This window comes from Corynebacterium sp. KPL1995 (assembly GCF_000477935.1).
Taxonomy (GTDB): Bacteria; Actinomycetota; Actinomycetes; order Mycobacteriales; family Mycobacteriaceae; genus Corynebacterium; species Corynebacterium pseudodiphtheriticum.
Genome location: NZ_KI515715.1, coordinates 2,019,582 through 2,041,395, shown reverse-complemented (window position 1 = coordinate 2,041,395; position 21,814 = coordinate 2,019,582). Strand labels below are relative to the sequence as shown.

Annotated in this window: 20 protein-coding genes; 12 read left to right on the top strand and 8 right to left on the bottom strand. The window is 54.3% G+C overall.

Translation table 11 applies throughout. The features are described from left to right. Positions 1–10: 10 nt before the first annotated feature. Positions 11–1,132, top strand: coding sequence for a cysteine desulfurase family protein (locus tag HMPREF1292_RS09055; RefSeq protein WP_021353114.1), 1,122 nt, complete (start codon positions 11–13; stop codon positions 1,130–1,132). A gap of 10 nt (positions 1,133–1,142) precedes the next feature. On the opposite strand, the gene HMPREF1292_RS09050 is transcribed toward HMPREF1292_RS09055, so the two are convergent. After that, positions 1,143–1,982, bottom strand: a complete 840-nt coding sequence (locus HMPREF1292_RS09050; protein WP_023019623.1) for a spermidine synthase — start codon at positions 1,980–1,982, stop codon at positions 1,143–1,145. Between the two features lie 102 nt (positions 1,983–2,084). On the opposite strand from HMPREF1292_RS09050, the gene mnmA reads away from it, so the two are divergent. Both mnmA and HMPREF1292_RS09040 read left to right on the top strand, forming a co-directional pair. Further along, positions 2,085–3,176: a tRNA 2-thiouridine(34) synthase MnmA gene (mnmA, locus tag HMPREF1292_RS09045; protein WP_024272798.1), complete on the top strand. Its 1,092-nt coding sequence runs from the start codon at positions 2,085–2,087 to the stop codon at positions 3,174–3,176. Between the two features lie 20 nt (positions 3,177–3,196). Further along, the gene (locus HMPREF1292_RS09040) at positions 3,197–4,306 is read left to right on the top strand and encodes a hypothetical protein (protein ID WP_023019622.1); all 1,110 of its coding nucleotides are present in this window, start codon (positions 3,197–3,199) and stop codon (positions 4,304–4,306) included. Here HMPREF1292_RS09040 and HMPREF1292_RS09035 read toward each other — a convergent pair. From HMPREF1292_RS09035 to HMPREF1292_RS09025, 3 genes are read right to left on the bottom strand one after another with little or no spacing between them, the layout of a single operon-like run. Then, positions 4,303–4,578, bottom strand: coding sequence for a hypothetical protein (locus tag HMPREF1292_RS09035; RefSeq protein WP_023019621.1), 276 nt, complete (start codon positions 4,576–4,578; stop codon positions 4,303–4,305). The genes HMPREF1292_RS09040 and HMPREF1292_RS09035 overlap by 4 nt on opposite strands. Then, positions 4,578–5,591 (bottom strand): serine hydrolase, encoded by a 1,014-nt coding sequence (locus HMPREF1292_RS09030; RefSeq protein ID WP_023019620.1) that lies wholly within the window; start codon positions 5,589–5,591, stop codon positions 4,578–4,580. Before HMPREF1292_RS09030 ends, HMPREF1292_RS09035 begins: the two co-directional genes overlap by 1 nt. Positions 5,592–5,607: 16 nt before the next feature. Beyond that, entirely contained in the window at positions 5,608–6,279 is a 672-nt protein-coding gene (locus tag HMPREF1292_RS09025; protein WP_021353121.1) for a 3'-5' exonuclease, read from the bottom strand. Between the two features lie 82 nt (positions 6,280–6,361). Here HMPREF1292_RS09025 and ligA point away from each other — a divergent pair, with 82 nt between their 5' ends. Next, positions 6,362–8,467, top strand: coding sequence for an NAD-dependent DNA ligase LigA (gene ligA, locus HMPREF1292_RS09020; protein WP_034645260.1), 2,106 nt, complete (start codon positions 6,362–6,364; stop codon positions 8,465–8,467). Here the strand turns inward: ligA and HMPREF1292_RS09015 are convergent. Further along, a complete protein-coding gene (locus HMPREF1292_RS09015; RefSeq protein ID WP_023019617.1) occupies positions 8,464–9,126 on the bottom strand; it encodes a hypothetical protein in 663 nt (220 codons plus the stop codon). The genes ligA and HMPREF1292_RS09015 overlap by 4 nt on opposite strands. 196 nt (positions 9,127–9,322) lie before the next feature. On the opposite strand from HMPREF1292_RS09015, the gene gatC reads away from it, so the two are divergent. Both gatC and gatA read left to right on the top strand, forming a co-directional pair. Next, complete coding sequence (gene gatC / locus HMPREF1292_RS09010; RefSeq protein WP_021353124.1) at positions 9,323–9,613, top strand: Asp-tRNA(Asn)/Glu-tRNA(Gln) amidotransferase subunit GatC; 291 nt, start codon at positions 9,323–9,325, stop codon at positions 9,611–9,613. Between the two features lie 60 nt (positions 9,614–9,673). Then, positions 9,674–11,161, top strand: coding sequence for an Asp-tRNA(Asn)/Glu-tRNA(Gln) amidotransferase subunit GatA (gene gatA / locus HMPREF1292_RS09005; RefSeq protein WP_021353125.1), 1,488 nt, complete (start codon positions 9,674–9,676; stop codon positions 11,159–11,161). 68 nt (positions 11,162–11,229) lie between these two features. On the opposite strand, the gene HMPREF1292_RS09000 is transcribed toward gatA, so the two are convergent. Continuing rightward, positions 11,230–11,553 carry a hypothetical protein gene (locus HMPREF1292_RS09000; protein WP_021353126.1) on the bottom strand — a complete coding sequence of 108 codons (324 nt, stop codon included), beginning with the start codon at positions 11,551–11,553 and terminating at the stop codon, positions 11,230–11,232. A gap of 48 nt (positions 11,554–11,601) precedes the next feature. Here HMPREF1292_RS09000 and HMPREF1292_RS08995 point away from each other — a divergent pair, with 48 nt between their 5' ends. From HMPREF1292_RS08995 to HMPREF1292_RS08980, 4 genes are all read left to right on the top strand, one after another. Continuing rightward, positions 11,602–13,032, top strand: a complete 1,431-nt coding sequence (locus tag HMPREF1292_RS08995) for an MFS transporter (protein WP_023019616.1) — start codon at positions 11,602–11,604, stop codon at positions 13,030–13,032. Positions 13,033–13,148: 116 nt separating this feature from the next. Next, complete coding sequence (locus tag HMPREF1292_RS08990; RefSeq protein WP_023019615.1) at positions 13,149–14,180, top strand: 6-phosphofructokinase; 1,032 nt, start codon at positions 13,149–13,151, stop codon at positions 14,178–14,180. Positions 14,181–14,238: 58 nt separating this feature from the next. Beyond that, positions 14,239–15,747 carry an Asp-tRNA(Asn)/Glu-tRNA(Gln) amidotransferase subunit GatB gene (gene gatB, locus HMPREF1292_RS08985; RefSeq protein ID WP_024272668.1) on the top strand — a complete coding sequence of 503 codons (1,509 nt, stop codon included), beginning with the start codon at positions 14,239–14,241 and terminating at the stop codon, positions 15,745–15,747. 93 nt (positions 15,748–15,840) lie between these two features. Beyond that, complete coding sequence (locus tag HMPREF1292_RS08980) at positions 15,841–17,253, top strand: hypothetical protein (RefSeq protein WP_023019614.1); 1,413 nt, start codon at positions 15,841–15,843, stop codon at positions 17,251–17,253. 29 nt (positions 17,254–17,282) lie between these two features. Here the strand turns inward: HMPREF1292_RS08980 and HMPREF1292_RS08975 are convergent, their stop codons facing one another. Continuing rightward, positions 17,283–18,377, bottom strand: a complete 1,095-nt coding sequence (locus HMPREF1292_RS08975; RefSeq protein ID WP_023019613.1) for a glutathione S-transferase C-terminal domain-containing protein — start codon at positions 18,375–18,377, stop codon at positions 17,283–17,285. Positions 18,378–18,489: 112 nt separating this feature from the next. Here HMPREF1292_RS08975 and HMPREF1292_RS08970 point away from each other — a divergent pair, with 112 nt between their 5' ends. Further along, entirely contained in the window at positions 18,490–19,257 is a 768-nt protein-coding gene (locus tag HMPREF1292_RS08970) for an HNH endonuclease family protein (protein WP_021352362.1), read from the top strand. A gap of 66 nt (positions 19,258–19,323) precedes the next feature. Next, on the top strand, positions 19,324–20,532 hold the full coding sequence (locus HMPREF1292_RS10530) for a DoxX family protein (protein ID WP_023019612.1): 1,209 nt from the start codon (positions 19,324–19,326) through the stop codon (positions 20,530–20,532). On the opposite strand, the gene HMPREF1292_RS08960 is transcribed toward HMPREF1292_RS10530, so the two are convergent. Beyond that, positions 20,529–21,785, bottom strand: a complete 1,257-nt coding sequence (locus tag HMPREF1292_RS08960) for a glycosyltransferase family 87 protein (protein ID WP_126849642.1) — start codon at positions 21,783–21,785, stop codon at positions 20,529–20,531. The two genes, HMPREF1292_RS10530 and HMPREF1292_RS08960, sit on opposite strands and share 4 nt — an antisense overlap. Between the last annotated feature and the right edge of the window lie 29 nt (positions 21,786–21,814).

The window sequence follows — 21,814 nt, the reverse complement described above, 5'->3', positions numbered from 1 at the left end:
AGTGGAGTCTATGACTTACCTTGATCACGCTGCCACTACTCCTATGCGCCAGTCGGCGATTGACGCGTGGGTGCACGCAGCCGGTGAACTGAACCCAAACGGGCAATACGCTGCGGGTAGGAAAGCGCGTAGTGTTCTGGATTCCGCACGCGAGTCCGTTGCGGAGCTATTGGGGTGTGAACCGATTGAGGTGATTTTTACCGCCTCTGGTACCGAAGCCGACAATATTGCTCTGCAGGGTTTATACGCCGCTAGCGAATCGAGGCGGATTATCCTCCCGCCTTCGGAGCATTCTGCTATCCGTGACGTAGCCAACGCGTTGGCTAGCCAGGGGGCAGAGATTGTGGATCTTCCTGTCGACGGGGCGGCCCGTGTATGTGATCTTTCTGCTCTCGACACCCAAGCGGCTGTAGCCGCTTGTATGTATGCGAACAATGAGATCGGTACCATTCAGCCGATCCCCGAAATTGCTGAACGTGCAGCAGCAGCCGGGACTCCCTTGCACGTGGATGCAGTGCAAGCCGTCGGCAAGCTTCCGATTCATTTCCATGAATTACAGGCGACTACCTTGGCGGCTAGCGCACATAAATTTGGTGGGCCACGGGGCGCTGGTTTGTTGTTAGCGAAACGTACCCCGGCGCCGAAACCGGTCTACTTGGGTGGCGGACAAGAACGTGGAATTCGTCCAGGTACCGTCGATGTCGCTGGTGCAGCGGGTTTGGCAGCGGCATTGCGGGAATCTTTAGAGGAGCATGAACAACAACGTGTGCGCCTGGCGCAGTTACGAGATAAACTGCGTTCCTTTATCACCACGCATATCGATGATGTAGTTGTTAACACGGTAGAGCCAGCTTTACCGACGCATCTCCACGTCTCTTTCTTAGGCACCGATGGTGATAGTTTGATCATGCTGATGGACCGCGCAGGTATTGCGGTTTCCACAGGATCAGCGTGCGCAGCCGGGGTAAATCGTTTCAGTCATGTGCTTGAAGCCATGGAAACTGACGAGGCGCGTGCGCGTGGTGCATTGCGATTTAGTCTTGGGTACAGCACTACTGAAGAAGATATAGCGGTTGTGTGCCAACAGCTGCCGGATATTATTGCCACCGCCCGAAAAGTTGCAGGCCTCTAGCCCTGGTCTGCTATTCCTGAGCCCACTGTTGTGTCTGTGCGGCATCAAGATATTTTGCGGGCATGGCACCTCGAAGTAGCGCACTGCGCATTTGATCGTAAATAGGAGTTCCCGCCTGCGGTAGCTCAGAATCGGACGCCAGGAGTACTATGTTTCCGCCACTGCGGCCTTGCAGCGTACCCGCATCGCTTATCAGCGCTACTTGGCGGAAAAACCTGTCTAAACCGGAAACTTCTTCTTGTACTTCGGCGGCGCCGTGGCGTGCACCGCAGTTAGCAACAAAAAGGCCGCCAGGTATTAATGCTTGATGCGCATGCTGGTAAAACTCTGTGCTTGTGAGCGAGCGCGGGGTGGTATCGCCAGAGAACACATCGCGAATGATGATGTCTCGGCTGGCTGGGCGAAAATTGGCAGTGGCCTCAGCTGCCTCGCCAGGGCGAATTTTTACAGTTGGGGCGCGTGGTATATCGAACCAATTGCGTACCTGTTCACCTAAGCTGGTGTCGAGTTCCACGACGGTGTGGCGAGTTTTTGGCCAACGCCACGCTAGGTAGCGGGCCATGGAACAGCCTGCGCCGCCCAGGTGTGTGATTCGTAGCCGGCCTGTATCCCAGCTGTGTGCGCGTACGAATTCTTCTATGCTGGCTGCAAACCAGCGCATATACGCAAAATCCAAATAGTCTGGTTCGCCGAGCAGTACGTGCGAGCTGGGAACGCCGTTGACATAAAGGTAGTAGCCGTTGTCGTGGAATGAATCAGGCTTGATCTCCGCATACCCTGTGCTGATCTCATATCGTCCGATGATTGATGAAGCTGTTTGCGCTTGGTTTCTTGCCCGTTTGCGTCCCATAGCGTGTCATTCTACGGGGCTTGCCGACGGATTTTGCAGGTAGATCTCGTCTCTGGTGAAGGCTGAAAGCATGGCTTTGACACTGGGCTTAAACTATGAGGCATGCGAGTATTGGTTGCAATGTCCGGCGGCGTCGATTCATCAGTGGCAGCTGCACGCGCGGTAGAAGCTGGCCACGATGTGGTTGGCGTGCATTTGGCTCTGCACCAAGATGCACAGCAAACCAGGGAAAAAGCGCGTGGTTGTTGCTCGTTGGAAGACGCCGCCGATGCCCGTCGTATTTGCGACAAGCTGGGTATCCCGTACTATGTTTGGGATTTTTCTGAGCGCTTTAAAGAAGAAGTCATTGATGATTTCGTTGATTCTTATGCGATCGGGGAAACCCCGAACCCGTGTCTGCGCTGCAATGAGAAGATTAAATTCCGTGCGTTGCTGGAAAAAGGCATGGCTCTGGGCTTTGATGCCGTCGCTACCGGGCATTATGCCACCATTGACGATGAAGGTTATATGCGTCGGTCACCGGACCAAAATAAAGACCAGTCGTACGTGCTTGGGGTGATTAGCGCTGATGAGCTAGCCCATTGCATGTTCCCGGTTGGCGATACACCGAAGCCGCAGATTCGGGAAGAAGCAGCTCGCTATGGTTTTTCTACAGCTGCGAAGCCCGATTCTTATGATATTTGTTTTATCCCGGATGGGCGGACCCAAGCATTCTTGGGTCGTTCGATTGGCATGCGCCCAGGCATGATCGTCGATAAGAATTCCGGAGAAAAGCTGAAAGAGCACGACGGGGCGTGGAATTATACGATTGGCCAGCGCAAGGGGCTGGATATTAAAACCCCCGCAGCGGATGGTCGTCCGCGCTATGTCACTGATATCGACGCCAACACTGGAACTGTGACTGTGGGCTCGCGTGAAGACTTACGCATCCAGACTATCGGTGCCGACCGACTGAAATATCTGCATCCGGCGATGGAGGGCGAGCTGAATTGTTTGGTGCAGGTGCGTGCGCACGGCTCTGTGGTGCCGTGTCGTGCGGTGGTGGATCGTGAAGCTGACTCGATGCATTTGGACCTGCAAGAACCGCTTTCAGGCGTAGCACGCGGCCAGGCAGCTGTGTTGTATATGCCAACCGATGATGGTTTGGGCGATATTGTGCTGGGCTCTGGAACTATCTGTTCTACAGGTTCTTAGGGCTAGGGCTGACGAGCCGGATGGAGTTTCGAACGTTGCAATCAGCGGAGGCACAGCACCAACCTGGAGAGCAAGAACAAGCGGCAAAACTTTTCCCGGGTTCACTAGCGCTTGGTCCGCTGGCCGGCACTTCGATGGCGGCAGCCGGGGACATGGTTATCAGTGAATTTGGTGACCAGTTACACTTGCCGCATTTGCCGCAACGCGGATTGGGATCCGACGCAGTTGGTTATAGCGCTGCGCTGCTGGAATCATTAAGTGTTGATCGCGGAGCTCGTAGTTGGCAGCTGAGCGCCCGCCCACAACGGTGGTCTTGGTTCTTAAAAGATCTCCGCGAGCGTGACATTGATGTGCTCGAAGAAACCTGGCAGCACGCAGGACAGGAGATCAAATTACAGGTCATGGGTCCGGTGAGCTTGGCAAGCCAGATCGAGCTTGCCGACGGCCATCGTGTGCTTAGTGACCGTTCGGCGTTATTCGATCTTGCTGATGCTCTGGCTGTGGGGATTGCGAATTTCCGTGCCGATGTGACTCGGCGTTTTTCTGCCACGACCGTGCTGCAAATTGACGAACCATACCTAGCCCAGTGCGTGCGCGGCGAAATTCGGGGTGCGACGGACTACCACAAAATTGCCCCGCTGGACCCAGATGATTTCGCAGCTTTGTTGGCACGTTGTTCCGAAGGGCCAGTTGAATATCTCAATGTTTCGGAGACAGATCACGACGCGTTACATCAGGTGATTGCTGATGCGGTTGCTGACAATAAGCAGCAAGCAAGCGTCAGCAATAGTGGCGGAGTACGGGAAATCATCATTGATCAACACCAGTTAACTGGCACTGCGAAACTTGATCAGCTCGCCGAGTTGATTGATGCCGGGGTACGGGTTGGTTTGGCTTGCGTGCCTCCAGATCTGATCTGGGATGATCGGGGAGAAAATCCCCGCCGCCTTGCCGTGCGGATTGCCCGCTTGCTCGACACTCTCGGCATCGAGCGGCTGGCGGGTTCCCGATTGATTGATATTTGCCCGCAACCGGGGATACCCGGAAAGACCATCTTGGATTGTGCTCGCACTTACCGGCTTAGCAGGGAGGTAGCGCGCATGCTGGCCGAGGATATCGGAGACCTCTAACTGGAAACCTTGCGGTTATGGCTTTCCAGCATGTAATAAACGATGAGCGTTACCGATGCGGCCATGAGCACGGCTAAACCCCACCAGACCCAAATGGGAACCAAGGAGTTCCAGGCGACGACGTAGGCAATGAACATCGTTAGCCCGATATTCACCAATAAGTTGATGATTTGGATCGATAAGGAGCCCTTTTTCTCCCGCGCTTTCCACGCGGCAAATCCCCAGTTGAAAATCAACAAGAATACCAGGACGAGGTTGATGATTGCGTTCATTACCGTACTTCCTCTCCTGCTAGCTGCAATCCAATTTGTTCTACACCACGCGGGGTATTGCCTGCGACGAAGGCAGCTCGTGCAGTCTCAGGCGCGACGACCAGCATGGCAGAATAGCCGCCAGTTTGTCCGTTGTGCCAACCTGCGCCGCTGTCTTTGTCGTCTGTAGAAACGGTTGGAGCCCAACCGTAATCGGGCAGGCCTTGTTCTAAGAGATATTCCGCAAATTTCGCCATATCAGCAGCGGTGGAGCGCACCATGCCCGCAGGTGCATAACCTTCCGTCACCCAGGGCTGAGCATGCCGCCCGTTGTTGAGTAGGCCTGCCGGTTGATCGTCGGGAAGCGGTTGGCTAGCCACGTAGGTATCGTGCATGCCTAACGGCCGGAAAAGTACGTCGTTAAGCATTTCTTCGTAGGTGGTGCCGGCATTTTCTGCTAGCGCCCAGCCGAGCAATGCGAAACCCAGGTTGGAATATTGTTCTTCACCACGGTTTTCCAATTCTTCGATGTCATTGGCAGCGGCAAAAATGTCGTCACGCCCAATGCCTTCGTATGGGTTGGTGCCCAGCACGGAAAAGCCCAAGTTTGAAGCGAAATTGACTCCCGCCATCCGGGGTAATCCGCCGGTGTGGTTGACGGCTTCTTCCAGTGTGACCGAGGCGACTGGCTCGTGTAGTTCGTCGATTAACTCGCCTAGGGTGGTGTCTAACTCCACCTCTTTGTTCTTGATTTCGTGGCGCAGAAGCTCGGCTGTCATCATCTTCGTGACTGAGCCGATTTCGACCTCAGTTTCGCTATCGGCACCCCAACCAGCGTATTCTGTCACGCCATCGTCGATAGTCAATGCGGTGAGCTGATTATGTCCGGGAACGGCTAATTCGGCTAGTTCAGCAGCCAGTCGTTTATTGCCGGTTGCTTGGTCTGCGAGCGCAATGCGTTGTGGACCCAGGGCAATGGCACCAAACAGCACCGCTACACCGGCAATGAGTGCGGTTGCGAGTGACTTTTTCATGCTGCCAATCTTACAATTAGCCCTGCATTGGCCAAGAAGTTGCTACCGACGAGGCATCTCGGTCACGGGAAGCTAGGTAGCGTTTAAATTCCATCTGCATTTCGTAGTAACCCACGGCTTGATACTCCATTAGCTCACCATCGTCCATCTTTGCTAACTCCGGGAACCGCTGGTTCACCTGTTTCCAGGCAACACGAGCCGCAGCCATGGCATCGGCGGTGGCTTCGTGCGCGTTATCCAGTGGTACACCGTATTCCTCGCACACTTTGCTTAATGTGCGTGGCCCTTTGCGGTATTTATCTTTCAGTTTGTCGATAACGAACGGATCAAAGACGGGGCCGGTCACTGTGAAATCCTCGTCTAAACTTCGGAGCACAGTCAGGTCGTAATTCGCGTTATAAACAATCAGCGTTTTGCCTTCGTCCCAGCCTTTCTTGATTGCTGCGATGGTCTTTGCGAGTACTTCATCGTGGTCTTGGCCGTGCTCGCGAGCGTATTGCGTAGTAATTCCGTGTACATCGGTGGCTGGTTGCGGAATTTCTATGCCGGGGTTTGCCAGCATTTCTTGCGAATCCACGGTCGAGCCTTCAATTGAGACCAGGGCAGAGGTGACAATCCGGGCCTCCTGAGGAATGTTCGAGGTTGTTTCTAAGTCGAAGGCAAGCATGCGGGAAGCGTTGAAACTCATGACCTACAGCCTAGACGCGCTTGTCCACAGACAGGCGCACTGGTTCGAACATTCAACGGAAGCTGGGCTCCTATTAGAATGGATGCACGTGAGTGATTTTGATGAAGCAGGTTTTGATGAAGCAGGATTGCGCCGCCGCTGGAATGAACTTGCCGACGAGGTTCGCTACCACCGTGAACGCTATTACAACGAGCAACCCGAAATTCCGGATGCGGAATTCGATGAGCTACTTCGTCGGTTAGCGAAGCTGGAGAAAGACTACCCGCAACTGGCGGTGCCTGACTCACCCACCATGGAAGTCGGCGCGCCGGTGCCCGAAGAGTCCAGCTTCGCCAATGTTGAGCACTTGGCGCCTATGCTGAGCTTAGATAACGCTTTTGACGACGGCGAGCTGCGTGATTGGCTTGCGCGTACGCCGGCTCCGGCCTACCTCACCGAATTAAAAATCGATGGGTTGTCGGTGGATTTGGTCTACCGCAATGGCCGGCTGGATCGAGCAGCCACCCGTGGTGACGGAACCACTGGCGAAGACATTACCGCCAACGCCCGGGTCATTGAGGATATTCCACACGAACTCACTGCTACCGAGGAATACCCGGTTCCGGAACTCATCGAAATTCGCGGTGAGGTTTATATGAACCCCGAAGATTTCGCGGTCATCAACGAAGAACGCGTGAAACTCGCTGAAGGGCAAGGTAAAAAGCCAGAGACATTCGCTAATCCGCGTAATGCGGCAGCGGGGGGCTTGCGGATAAAAAATACCGAAGAGGTGAAGAAGCGTCGGCTGCGCATGATCGCGCATGGTCTTGGCGCCCGGGAAGGTTTTGCACCCGACTCGCAGTGGGATGCTTATAAGGCTTTGGAGGCTTGGGGGCTTCCGGTATCGCCGTACACCAAACGGGTAACGAGCAGTGCGGAAGTACTTGCACAAGTGGAGTACTGGGGAGAGCATCGCCATGATGCTTTCTTCGAAATGGATGGCCTGGTCGTCAAAGTCGATGACTTGTCGGCGCAGCGCGCGCTTGGAGCAACCTCACGCGCACCGCGGTGGGCGATCGCCTTTAAATACCCGCCAGAAGAAGTTACCACCAAGCTGTTGCGGATTGAGGTAGGCGTCGGTAGGACTGGTCGTGTGACGCCGTACGCAGTGATGGAGCCGGTATTTGTCGCAGGCACTACCGTTTCGATGGCTACCTTGCATAACCAGACAGAGGTCAAACGCAAAGGAGTATTGATCGGCGATACGGTGGTGATCCGAAAAGCCGGAGAGATCATTCCTGAGGTTTTAGGGCCGGTGGTGTCGCAGCGTGATGGCAGCGAGTATGAGTGGAGATTCCCCAGTGAATGCCCGTCATGTGGCAGTACCCTAGCGCCGCAAAAAGAAGGTGATGCCGATTGGCGCTGCCCGAATGCCCGCTCTTGCCCGGCACAACTAGGGGCGCGCTTGGAATATCTTGCCTCCCGTAAAGCATTCGATATCGAAGCCTTGGGAGAAAAGGGAGCGCACGATTTGATTGCCAGTGGGGTGGTGGTTGATGAATCAGATTTGTTTGGCATCAACGAAGAAGTGCTGATGAACTCCACTGTTTATACCCGTACGGTTAAAAAAGACAAGACTAAACGTGAGATCAATGCTTCGGGTCGGAAACTTTTAGAGAATCTAGAAACCGCACGGCAGGCTGATTTTTGGCGTGTGCTTATTGCTTTGTCGATCCGGCACGTAGGGCCTACTGCGGCACGGGCATTGGCCACGCGTTTTGGTTCGATGCAGGCATTGCGGGATGCCGACGTCGACAAGATTGCCGATGTGGATGGCGTTGGAATGACGATCGCCAATTCTCTGCAAGATTGGTTTAGCGTGGATTGGCATCGAGCCATCGTCGACAAGTGGGCTCAGGCCGGGGTGACTATGGAAGTCGAGGCCTCCCAACGTATGGAACAAACGTTGGAAGGGAAGACGATTGTGGTCACCGGAACGCTGGAAGGGTTTAGCCGCGATAGTGCCAAAGAAGCGATTGTTTCGCGCGGCGGAAAAGCTACCGGCTCAGTCTCGAAAAAGACTGATTATTTGGTGGCAGGAGAAAACGCCGGCTCGAAGGAAACCAAGGCTCGTGATTTGGGCGTGCGGATCTTGTCGGAAGAGGAGTTTGTGCAGCTTCTCGACGGCGCGTTAATTGCTGAGCACTAATCAATCAGCTTGCCCAGGATGTTTCCCAGGTGGCCTAGGTGTACTACCTCGCTGGCCAGGTAGTCTGGGCCGCCGGCGCGCCCGATGATTAAAACCAGTCCGCTGTCGCCTAGTGGCGCGCCAGCGAGAGCCGAATCCAAGATGCGCCAAGAATCAGGGATCCAGTCTTCGCTATCGGCAACCAAAACACGGGCAGAAGTGACGTCAATATCCGCAGGGATCGAACCGTCGTCTTCTGGGGCGGCGCTGGAGGCAGCCACGCGCGTGATCTTGTCGGTTGTGTCGACGATGATCGCCCAGGACGAAGTTAAGGCCTTCGGGAAAGCAGAGACAAAATCTTGTAAGGACGTACGTAACCCGCCGCGGTTGGTCGCCAAATGTGACAACATTTCGATTTGCCCGCGGCGGTCGACGCGGCCGGAAAACGGCCGAATAGAGTCAACTTCGACACCGTCAACGGAGTTGGCTGCAGTAATTAAAGCATCTGCCATTACTCCTTGGGGCAAGTCGACGACGATATCGTCCATGACGGCATCAGCAGAAAACGCTTCAATAATGTCGACGGATTGAATATTGCCGCCGGTTTGGCCGATGGCGTCAGCTAATTGTCCGAGCGCTCCGGGGGTGTCTGGGAGCAGGACACGGATCAAAAACGACATGATTTATTGCCACCACTTTCTGAACTTCGAGTTCGCTGTCACCATCGTAGCAATCTGGCGCGTTGCTTAGTTGGGCGAAACCTTGTTTTGTTGTCTCACGTACCGGACTATCAGGCGTTGCTTAGCTACAGGTTCCAGTGGCGTAGCATAGTACGGGAGAAAATTGATTCACGAATATTGAAGGATTGAATCGACTGTGTCAGAAATATCCCGCGAAAAAATCGAGCACCTGGCGAAGCTATCGCGTCTTGCTTTAAGCGATGCAGAAATCGCGACTTATGCAGAACAAATTGACGGCATTGTGAACGCTGTTTCTGCGGTACAAAATGTGGATACTGCCGGGGTAGAACCCATGAGCCATCCACATTCGGTGAACGCCACCATGCGTAGCGACGAAGTCGTGCGCACGCTGAATTCTGAGCAGGCTTTGGATCAGGCGCCGGACGTACGTGATGACCGTTTCGTGGTTCCCAAGATTCGTGGCTAGTTCAGTGCTCACCTGTGAGCGCATGATAAATACTGCACAAGCGATAGAGGTAGAGAATTAATGACTGAATTTACCCGCCCAACAGATGGCATCACCTCGGAAACCGCGGCGGATTTGGCGCAGCGTATCCACGACCGCGAGATTACTTCGCGTGAGGTGACCCAGGCGTATCTGGACCGCATCAACGACACTAACGAGACTCTGAATTCGTTCTTGCACGTTGGTGCAGAAGAGGCATTGGCCGCTGCAGATGCGGTGGATAAGGCCCTTGATAACGGGGAAAAGCCGGCTTCTGCATTAGCTGGGGTTCCGCTCGCGTTGAAGGACCTGCTGGTTACCACTGATGCGCCGACTACCGCGGCCTCGAAAATGCTGGAGGGCTACCGTAGCCCGTATGACGCAACCGTGACTCGTCGCTTGCGCGAAGCAGGCATTCCTATCCTAGGAAAAACTAACCTGGATGAATTTGCTATGGGTTCGTCAAACGAAAACTCGGCCTACGGGCCGGTGCGTAACCCTTATGACACTAACCGCACCCCGGGCGGATCTGGAGGCGGTACGGCAGCAGCCTTGGCGTCTGGGCAAGCACCATTGGGCATTGGTACGGATACCGGCGGTTCGATTCGCCAGCCAGCCGCACTGACAAATACTGTCGGTGTGAAGCCCACCTATGGCACGGTTTCGCGTTATGGTTTGATTGCTGCTGCTTCTTCACTGGATCAAGCAGGCCCGTGTGCGAACACTGTGTTGGATACCGCATTGCTGCATGAGGTAATTGCGGGGCATGACCCCTACGATGCCACCAGTATCGATAAAGCGGTCCCGGACGTTGTTGCTGCCGCCCGTGCGGGCGCAAACGGCGATCTGACCGGGCTCAAAGTTGGTGTCATCAAGCAGTTCGAACGCGATGGATGGCAGCCTGGCGTGATGGAGCAATATCACAAGGCAGTACAGACGCTGGTGGATAATGGCGCGGAAGTCGTCGAAGTAGATTGCCCGCACTTCGACGACGCATTGGCAGCTTATTACCTGATCATGCCGTGTGAAGTGTCATCCAACTTGGCCCGTTTCGACGGTATGCGATACGGCAAGCGCGTGGGTGATGACGGAGAAAATTCCGCTAACCGGGTCATGGAACTTTCGCGCGAAGCTGGCTTCGGCCCAGAGGTCAAACGGCGCATCATGGTCGGAACTTACGCGTTGTCGGTCGGCTATTATGATGCTTATTACCTACAAGCGCAGCGCGTTCGCACCCTGGTAGCGCAAGATTTTGCCCGTGCATACGAAAAAGTCGACGTGCTGGTATCACCAACGACGCCGACTACAGCTTTTCCTCTGGGGGAAAAGGTTGAAGATCCAACCGCGATGTACAACTTCGACTTGTGCACACTGCCGTTGAACTTGGCTGGTGTCTGCGGTATGTCCGTACCTTCTGGTATGGCGGGAGATACCCAGTTGCCAACCGGTCTACAGATTATGGCTCCGGCTTTCGCCGACGAACGTTTGTACCGCGTTGGTGCAGCCTACGAGGCTTTAGTGCGCAATTAAAATGAAATAGGACGTACCCGGTGCTGGCCAAGTATTAGGCGCGGTGCCGGGTACGATCCACCAGTGCTTTATTTCCGATCGGATAGGGCGTACGCCGCACCCGCGGTGGCTGCGGTTACCACGCCAACTGCTGGCCAGGAGCCGATCTTCTTGGCCAAAGGGTGCGATAGGCCGAATGCTGCGATGTATCCGCCCAGCAATCCAGCCGTGGTTGCCGGAGTGGTCTTAGCAGCCCACGAGCGTGCCGCCCAGTAACCAGCAGAGCCGAGTATCACACCACCGAGGGGGCGGATTCCGGTCTGGACGGCGGTGAGATAGCCGCCCACCAAACCGAAAGCGGTGGTGGTTGCCGTCGATACTTCTTGCGGAGATTTCTTATCGATTAATGCCATGCCCGTTAGTCTAGGCCTCAGCACTGGTTCCGCGCTAGGATCAGCGGAGTGACTCCCTCGCACGGCCGACGACAGACGTCCGCAGAAAATAAGCATACCGCTGCCGAATCGACAGTGCTCCCAGAAGCCCAGGCATGGAAGGCTATGTTCGCCCTCTCATTGGGCTTTTTCATGTCTTTGCTGGATCAAACCCTAGTTGCGGTGGCACTTCCGAGCATACGACGAGAATTCGATGCTTCGTTGGCACAAACCCTTTGGGTATCTTCCGGGTTTCTCCTGTTCGTGGTGGTTCCTTTGTTGTTTACCGGCCGGTTGGGAGATCGGTTCGGACAAAGACGCCTCTTTCGCATTGGTATTACCGTCTTTGTTATTGGTGCGGTCGCTTCCGCTACAGCATCTAGTATCGAATTATTGATTGCTGCTCGTTGCTTACAGGGACTCGGCGCATCCATTCAAATGCCGCAGACTATGTCGGTAATCAACCGAGTTTTTGCCCGTGAGCGTCGTGGGCGCGCGTTAGGGGTATGGGGAATTATCGGCTCGGTAGCTGCGATTACCGGGCCGGTACTCGGTGGCGCACTAATTAACTCGTCTTCATGGCAGGCGGTATTTCTTATCCACGTGCCTTTAGGCGTCCTAGCTGTTGTCTTGGCGACGCTGTGGGTACCTCGTATGCCGACCTATGCCCGAAAGCTAGATCCACTGTCCGTTGCAGTGTCCTTGCTTTCTATGCTGTTATTGGTTGGTGCGATCCAGCAGGCGCCGGAGGCCGATTGGGCGTGGTGGATTTGGCTCATGCTGTTGGCTGGCATCGCTGGTTTGTATGGCTTTATTAGGTTGCAAGCTACTGCGCAGGCACGTGGCATGGAAGCCATGATCCCGTTGTTTTTATTCCGGAATCACAATTACCGGCTGGGGATTATCATCATCGCGTGCATGGGTTTTATGGCGGCGTCGTTGATGCTACCGATCATGCTGTGGTTGCAAGACGGTCAGGGCTTGGACTCTGCTAGCGCGGGTCTGTTGATGGTTCCTATGGCGTTGACCTCGTTATTTGTGTCGCCGATCGCGGGCATCATGGCGGATAAATTCCATCCGCGCAATCTTGTCGTCGCTGGGTTTAGCACGATGCTGAGTGCGTGCGCAGCATGCTGGTGGATCATGGCTCATGAGTTTCCTCTTTGGTGGCTTGCGGTTGCCGTGAGCCTTTTGGGAATCGGCCAGTCTTTTGTCTGGGGCACGAACTCGGCTACTACCATGCGTGATGTGGAACCTCGAATCATGGGTGCTGCCTCAGGCGTTTATAACACCGCGCGGCAATTAGGCTCGGTGTTCGGTGTGTCTATTTTATCGGCGTTGCTGCAAATCACTGTCGCTGCTTCGGGTTTAGCGGTGGGGGCTGCCAATGCGCTCTTGTTGCTCGTGGTGGTATTGGCCATCGGTTTGTTGACCTCGTTGTTTTATCGTAAAACTATTTAGAATTCGGCCGGCAACAGGTATTGGTGGCTGTGGTGAGAATGCTAAAAATTGGGAGTAGTCGGTAGCGAGACGTACCGCACGCTGCAACTCTGCGCTGGCTTGCCTACAGTAGAAGCATGCGTATTGCCACATTGACTTCGGGCGGCGACTGTCCAGGTCTGAACGCCGTTATCCGTGCCGTCGTTCGCACGGCGAATCAGGAACATGATTCCACTGTCGTCGGTTACCGCGACGGTTGGTTGGGCTTGTTGGATGACGATCGTGTCGACCTTTACGACGATGACGCCATCGATAAGATTTTGGTTCGCGGTGGCACTATTTTAGGAACCGGACGCTTACACCCGGATATTTTCAAAGCTAATTTAGAAACGATCAAGGATAATCTTGCTGACGCCCGCGTCGATGCGTTAATCGCAATTGGCGGTGAAGGCACGCTGAAAGGCGCGAAATGGTTGGCTGATAACGGTGTCCCTGTGATTGGCGTGCCGAAAACCATTGATAATGATGTGTTGGCAACTGATTACACCTTTGGATTTGATAGTGCAGTCGCGGTTGCTACTGACGCAATTGACCGCCTGCACGCTACTGCGGAATCACACCAGCGGATCTTTATCGTGGAAGTCATGGGGCGGCATACCGGATGGATTGCTTTGCACGCAGGTTTAGCCGGAGGTGCTCACCATATCGTGATTCCGGAAGTTCCTTTCGATGTCAGTGAAATCACCAAGTCGATGGAACGGCGTTTCCAGATGGGGGAGAAGTACGGCATTATCGTGGTCGCGGAAGGTGCGCAACCGCGACCAGGCACTATGGCGGTTGATGACAAGGGGGTCGACGAATTCGGCCACCGTCGGCTCGGTGGTATGGGGCAGTTGATCGGGGAGGAAATATCACGTTCTACTGGTTATGACGTGCGGACCACCGTACTGGGACATGTGCAGCGTGGAGGTACCCCCACCGCGTTTGACCGTGTCCTCGCCAGCCGATTTGGCGTGCATGCCACCCGCGCGGCCCATCGCGGCGAATTTGGCTCCTGCGTGGTGTTAAAAGGAGAGTATATCGAGACGCTTCCGCTGGCAGAAGTCGTCTCTAGGCTCAAAACTGTGCCTATGCGTCGTTACGAAATTGCCCAGGCGCTGTTCGGCTAAATAGCGGTGCTGAAGCCCCGTGCACGAAGTCCCGGCCAAAACCATTACCATGGTGGCTATGACTGCTGCGATGTATGATTTGCTGGACTACGACGAAGTCCTAGAAAAGTACGACCCGGTGATGGGTCTTGAGGTCCATGTTGAGTTGGGGACGGAAACCAAGATGTTTTCTACCTCCTCGGCGCATTTCGGTGATGCACCAAACTCAAATGTCGATCCGGTGTCGCTGGGGCTGCCTGGCGCACTGCCTGTAGTTAACGCCAAAGGCGTGGAATGGGCTATCAAGATTGGCCTGGCATTGAATTGCCAGATTGCAGAATCTTCCCGGTTTGCCCGGAAAAATTATTTTTATCCGGATCAGCCGAAAAACTACCAAATTTCGCAGTACGATGAGCCGATTGCTTACGACGGCTACCTCGATGTGGTATTGGATGACGGCACCGAGTGGCGTGTAGAAATTGAGCGCGCGCATATGGAAGAAGACACCGGCAAGTTGACCCACTTGGGTGGCGCTGATGGTCGTATTCACGGTGCGACTGCGTCATTGGTTGATTACAACCGTGCTGGCATTCCGTTGATCGAGATTGTGACTAAGCCAATCGTCGGCGCCGGCGAGCGGGCCCCGGAGGTTGCTCGCGCTTATGTGACCGCTTTACGTGAACTGGTTGCAGCGCTCGGCGTCTCTGATGCTCGCATGGATCAGGGATCAATGCGTGTAGATTCCAACCTTTCCTTGCGTCCAAAGGGCAGCGAGGAATTCGGAACTCGTACCGAGACGAAAAACATCAACTCGTTGAAATCAGTAGAGCAGGCCGTACGGTTCGAAATGCAGCGCCAAGCTTATGCATTGGATAACGGCGAAGAGATTGCCCTGGAAACTCGCCACTACCAGGAGTCGGACGGTTCGACGGCCCAGGGACGCCCGAAAGAGACTGCGGAAGATTACCGCTATTTCAACGATCCAGACTTGCCACCGGTATCTGCTCCGCGCGAATGGGTAGAAGAAATCAAGCAGACCCTTCCAGAAATGCCGTGGATTCGCCGTGCGCGTATTCAGGAAGAGTGGGGCCTGAAAGATAAAGAGATGCGTGATCTCGTCAACGCGGGTGCGCTCGAGCTAATCATTGAGACTACGGAGCACGGTGCGACCGCCGATGAGGCTCGTGCCTGGTGGGTTTCTTACTTGTCTGGCAAGGCCAACGAAAGTGGCCTGGAACTGGCCGCGTTGCAGATTACCCCGGCACAGGTTGCGCGCGTCGTGGAGTTGGTCAAGGAAGGAAAGTTGACCACGAAGCTGGGGCGTAAGGCTGTCGACGGAGTTTTGGAAGGCGAGGGCGATGTCGACGAGGTCGTCGCCAAGCGCGGTCTTGAGGTCGTTCGTGATGATGGTGCGATTGAAAAAGCAGTTGACGACGCCTTGGCTGATAACCCGGATATTGTTGAGAAGTACCGCGCCGGAAACAAGAAGGTCACTGGCGCTATCGTCGGTGCCGTGATGAAAGCTACGCAGGGTAAAGCTGACCCAGGTCAAGTCAACAAATTGATCGCGGAAAAGCTAGCGGAATAAACGCTCAACAATACAAAATGCCTTAGTGCGTGTATCGTAGGAACGTCAATTCTTCGAAGACAATGTTCTTACACTAAGAAAGAGCGATGATTCGTGTCTTATACACGCATTACAGGTATTGCCCTGTCCTTTGTGGGCCTCGTTGTCGGTGCAGGTTTTGCTACCGGCCGTGAGGTCGTACAGTATTTCTCGTCCTATGGAATGTGGGGGCTAGCAGGTGCTGCGGTAGCAGGCATCATTATGGCCCTAGCTGGAACTGTGTTTCTGCAATTGGGCAGTTATTTCCATGCCCGCGAACACCGCTTGGTGTTTAAACGCACCACACATCCAATCGTCTCCATCTTGTTGGACATTTCGGTAGTCATCACCCTGTTCTCTATCGGCTTTGTGATGCTTGCAGGTGCCGGTTCTAACTTAGAGCAGCAGTTCGGGTGGCAGCCATGGATTGGTTCCACGGTTATGCTGGTGCTGGTTCTTGTAGCCGGAATGTTGGATGTCAATAAAGTTTCGCGCATCATCGGTTTGCTTACGCCGTTGATTATCATCGCGATTGTTTCTGTTGCCATCTATACCTTCTTCAACTGGCCAGACGATGTGAATTTGGTTGCGCAACGTTCTGCGGAAATTGAGAGCCCAATTAGTAACTGGCTGTTGTCGGCTCTTAACTACAACGGTCTCGCATTGATCCTTGCGGTCTCGATGACCTTGGTTATTGGTGGCGACTACCTGGATCCACGTGAAGCTGGTTGGGGTGGCTTGTTCGGTGGTATCGCTTACGCCATCATGTTGGTTTTGGCGACCATGGCGATGTTGTTCAATGCAGAGTTGATTGATGGAACCTCGATTCCGATGCTCACCCTGGTTGATGACATCAACGACAACCTCGGCCTGATCATGGCGCTAGTGATCTTCGCCATGGTGTTTAACACCGCAATTGGTATGTTCTACGCTCTCGGTAAGCGCCTTTCCGCTGGCCGCGAGAACCAGTACCGCGTGATCTTCATTGTGGGCACCTTGCTGGGATTTGCCGTCAGCTTTATCGGCTTCGACATCCTGATGCAATACGTTTACCCAGTTCTGGGTTACATGGGCATGTTCATGGTTGTGGTGCTGGTTGGTGCCTGGATTAAGTCTTTCTCGCGGATTCGCGATGAAGCCACTAAACGCGCGCGCTTGCGCCAACTGATGTACTTGTCTTTGCACCCTGATAAGGAACTTGAAAAGAAGCACAACGAAGAAATGCAGAAGTTGGTTTCGGAGTCCAACTTGGGCGACAAGGAACTGTACAACTACATTTCGGATGAAGTCGCCACCCAGCTGGATGATGACGATGATGTCGATTTCAGCATCGGCGAAGACTACAAGTTGCTTGCCGACGAAAACCAAGCAGAAGCCAAGGAAGAAAAGACGGCAGATACTTATGCGGATTCTCTCGCCCAGGATTCCGTGCGGCCTGCAGATGAGTCTCCTTCTGAAAAAGAAGAGAAGCGGTCGCAAGCCGATTAATCGGATGGGCGTTTAGTTTTCTACCCGACCTAATGTAAGCGGAAAAGTTCGCGTTGCATTTGGGTCGGGTTTTTTAGTTTTTCTTCTTCGGGTAGTGCGCCGGGGAGGCTGGTGCCTTCCGCGAATGGAGCACCAGCTAGATGGTCACGCCCGTGTGGTTGTGCCAGCCCGGACATGTCTGGGCCAGCGGGCACGATCTGCGTAGGATTAACTTCGCGGTGCACGATGTAATAATGCTGTTTGATCTCAGTGAAATCCGTCGTGTCGCCAAACCCAGGGGTTTGGAATAGTTCGCGCAGGTAGCCGTAGACGTTATGCATTTCGCTGATTTTGTTGCGGTTGGCTTTGAAATGACCATGGTAAACGGCATCAAAGCGAATCAAGGTAGCGTAAGCCCGGATATCGGTTTCGGTGATGTGCTCACCCATGATGAAACGCCGGGATGCTAGGCGCTGTTCGAGCCAGTCCAATACTTCGAAGACATCTGCGTAGGCTTGTTCGTAGGCTTCTTGCGATGCGGAGAATCCACAGCGGTAGACGCCATTGTTGAATTTTTTGAAGATGAACTCGTTAATCTCGTGCATTTCTGCGTGTTGCTCGCGCGGTGGGAGTAGGTTCGGGGCTCCTTCGCGGTGGTATTTTGTCCATTCGGTCTGGAAATCGCGCACGAGCGACGAGAAATCGTTGGTGACTACTTTTCGGCTAGATTCTTCTACTAGCGCAGGCACTGTGATGCCGCGGGGATAGTCGGGGAAGCGGTTAAAGTAGGCGTCCTGGAGACGAGGAATGCGTAGTACAGGATCGACCTGGCCTGGGTACAGGTCGAAGGTCCAGGAACGTTTGTCGTGTGTAGGGCCGGCTAGCCCTAGGGAAATGACGTCTTCTAGACCTAGTAGTCGGCGCACTATCACTGCGCGGTGTGCCCAGGGGCAGGCGCGTGCCGCTACCAGTCGGTACCGGTGTGGTTGGACTGGCCAATGCATGACGTTCTGCTCTGCTAGTTGCGCCTGGGTGGTGCTTACTGATGCGAGGATACGGTCCCCGATGTAGTTGGTATCGCGTCGGAATTCTCCGCTAGTGGCGGCGTTGTGGGCGTCTCCGGCCCAATCATCTGTTTGCGGCATGCGTAATTGCTCTCTCTAAAACGGAAACTGTATGACGTGTCAACTATAGCAAAAGCTGTGGTAATCTAAGCGCACTATGCGAGCGCTAAGAAAAACTACGGGGATTGCCCTGATGGGCGCAGTATCTGTGCTGTTATCAGGCTGCACTGTTTCTGGGGGTGCAGATTCCACCCAGGGGCAAGCTGGTGCGACTACAACTACCACGGTGTCTACCACGGTTACCACCACACAGGCTGCGGAAACGAATGCGGAAGCATCGGAGAATCAGAGTGCGCAGCATCCGTTTCCGCATGCGCAACCAGGTGTCTATACAGACGACTCGCTGGATTACCGTGCCATGCATCAGAGCTTGGAGATCAAAGGCCGAGCCCCGAAAACCGGCTATGATAGGGAGCGTTTTGGTTCTGCGTGGACTGACGATGTGAATGTCGCTGGTGGACGTAATGGCTGTGATACTCGCAATGATATTTTGCAACGCGATCTAGCTCAGATCTCTGTTCGCAATGGGACCCATGGATGCCTTGTGGAAAGTGGCGAGTTTACTAGCCCGTATACCGGTGAACACATTGACTTTCGTCGTGGGGACAATCAGGTAGATATCGAACACGTAGTTGCGCTTGGCGACGCCTGGGTGAAGGGGGCTTTCGAATGGGGTGAAACTAAGCGCCGTGATTTCGCGAATGACCCTATTAATCTCTTGGCCGTGGACGCATCCAGCAATCGCGCGAAAGGTGCAGCTGATGCTGCCAGTTGGTTGCCAGCCAACAAGGCTTTTCGTTGCGATTATGGGCGTATTCAGGTTCACGTGAAATATGTTTACGGGTTATGGGCTACTGACGCTGAACATCGAGTGCTTGGCGAATTGTTGGACCAGTGCTAGTAACCTCTTCGGTTTATCGGTGGGTTGGTGCCTGGTTTCTGCAGGGTGATCGCATAAATTGGGTCCATGAGCGATCGAAAAAATACTTCCAACACAGCCCAAGGTGGCAATGCTGGCCGAAAACCAGATAAAGCGGATTTTCACGATGACGCATTCGACGTCCCCACCTATGAGGGGCCGCAAACATCGACGACGCAACCTTCCGAAAAACCACAACGGGCAAAAGCTGACGCAGAGAAAATTTCTCCGTCTACAGAAGCTCGTACAACTATTTTCGAACGAGCTGGCCGGGCAGCTCCGCAGGTGATCGAGCCGAATTCTAGCGAAAATCGCGCTACTGGTGCGAGCGTTGATTCCGAACCAACGACGCAGTTTGCCCAGCCAGAGGCAGCTACTAATACTGGCGCTACGGATGCTGGTGCACCGAATGCTGGTGCACCGAATGCTGGCGCGGCGGATGCTGGCGTGTCGGACGCAGTGGATGAGCACCGTCCGGAATACCGGGATGAAGATTTTGCCGCTACCGAAGTCATTGATCCTGCTGGCAAGCAGACCACCGTACCGGTTGCAGCATCTGCTACACCACAACAAGCCGGGTATTCGGTGCCAACTCAGCAAGGTGTTCCACAGGGGCAGCAAGGTCTCGCCAACGATGAACAGATTCCGGTTGATGGGCCTTATGCACAGGGAACTGGTGGCTTAGCCGAAACGCCTGGCAACGCTGCTAGTGCAGAGCCGGTGACCACGGTTGATACTCGCCGCGGAACTATTGATTTGGGGCTGTTCCTGCTGCGCATTGCGCTCTCTGCGTGGCTGATCATTCAAGCGACCGGGACGTTTTTCACACTGGGCTCCCATGAGGGTATTGCAGGCTTAGAATCTGATTTTGCTGCTTATAACCAAGCACATTTAGTGGCCATCGCAGTTCCGTCCGTACAATTGGCTGCTGGTATTTTCTTGCTGCTTGGCTTGTTAGCACCAGTTGCTGCCATGCTTGCGTGGATTGTGACTGGGTTTTTGGTCGTCCACGAGCTTGCCCAGGCGCAAACTGGTCTCAACGTTTTTAACTGGGAAGAAACTTTGTGGGTGCCGGTGATGGCAGCAGTTCTTGCGCTGGTAGTTCAATTTACCGGGCCCGGATTATATGCGCTTGATGGTGCGCGCGGCTGGGCACGACGCCCGCTAGCCTCCTCCTGGCTCTTTATGATCCTCGGCATTGCGGCAGTCGTGGTCGCATGGTGGTTGCTGGCAGGAACCAACCCACTGTCGGCTTAAAGCGTTATTTTATCGCTCGTCCCGGTTTGGCTGGGCAATCCTGCTAGCGATTTCTTGTGCCGGTGATACTTGCCTTGTGGTCGGCATTCCCAGGCGATAACGAGCAGGGTTGCTAAGCCGAGCCAGACGAAATCACTAACAAATACCTTCGGCCAAAAGCTTAATGCGTGTACTTCGATGGCATCGCCGTACCACCATTTCGGTGGTTGTTCGAGGACTACCAGAACGGAAATCCAGAGCGCGACGGTAGCCCCAAGGCCGTAATCACGCATGCTATGTGCCCGCCAGAACCACACCGGAACCGCTACGGCTAACCAGACCCAATGGTGGGACCACGACACTGGAGAAATTAATAGCATGATTACTGCGTTGATAAGCCAGGCGTCGACGAGATAGCCACGGCGCAATAACTGGATCATGATCCATGCGCCAGTGGTGATAGTTAGAATTACCAACACTGCCCAGAGAGCAGTCACGAGGTGTCCGGAATCTTCCAAAGCTTGCTCGCTGCTAAACCAGCGCTGGATCATGCCGCGCCAGGAGCTGTTTGATTGGTACGAGGTATTGACTCCGAAATCTCCACCTGAACCCATTCCCAGAAGGCGAGCACCATAAAATTCCCAGGTGGCATCGAAGCGCACGATAGCGGCAAGCAGTGTTGCGAGTGCAGCAGAAATACCGGCGGTGACTATTGCTCGGAAGTCTTTGCGGAGCAGGAAATAGAGCAGCATTGCCAATGGCGTTAGTTTGATTGCGGCGGCGATGCCGATTAGCCATCCTTGTGGGAGTGTGCGTTTGCGGGGTACAAGATCGAGTACCACCAACGACATGAGGATGACGTTAATCTGGGCGAAGCTGTGGTTGAGCTCCACCGGCTCACTGATTAAAGCCAACGCCCAAGAAATAGCTGCGGCTGGCATGGCCCAGCGGTTAGCGTCGAGTAGCCAGCGCCATACCAACCATAAGCAGAGTAGCAAGAGTGCGTTGGAGAGTGCGATGACGATACGACCGGCGAAGGTGTCATCAATCCCAGGGATTATATTGAGGGGTGCCATAAATAGTGCGCCAAACGGCGGATAGATAAATGGCAGCGCGAGGTCGCCGGCAAACATGGGCTCGGAATACATTTCCCGACCGTGCAAAAATGCGTCAACGCCCTGCCGGTAGATCACCATATCCACCGGCGACGCTGTTTTGTTGATGCGATAAAACGTTGCGGCTAGCCCAGCAATTAGCCCGATAATGGTTAGCAATGGAGCACTGTGGTGCCGCAAACTAGTGT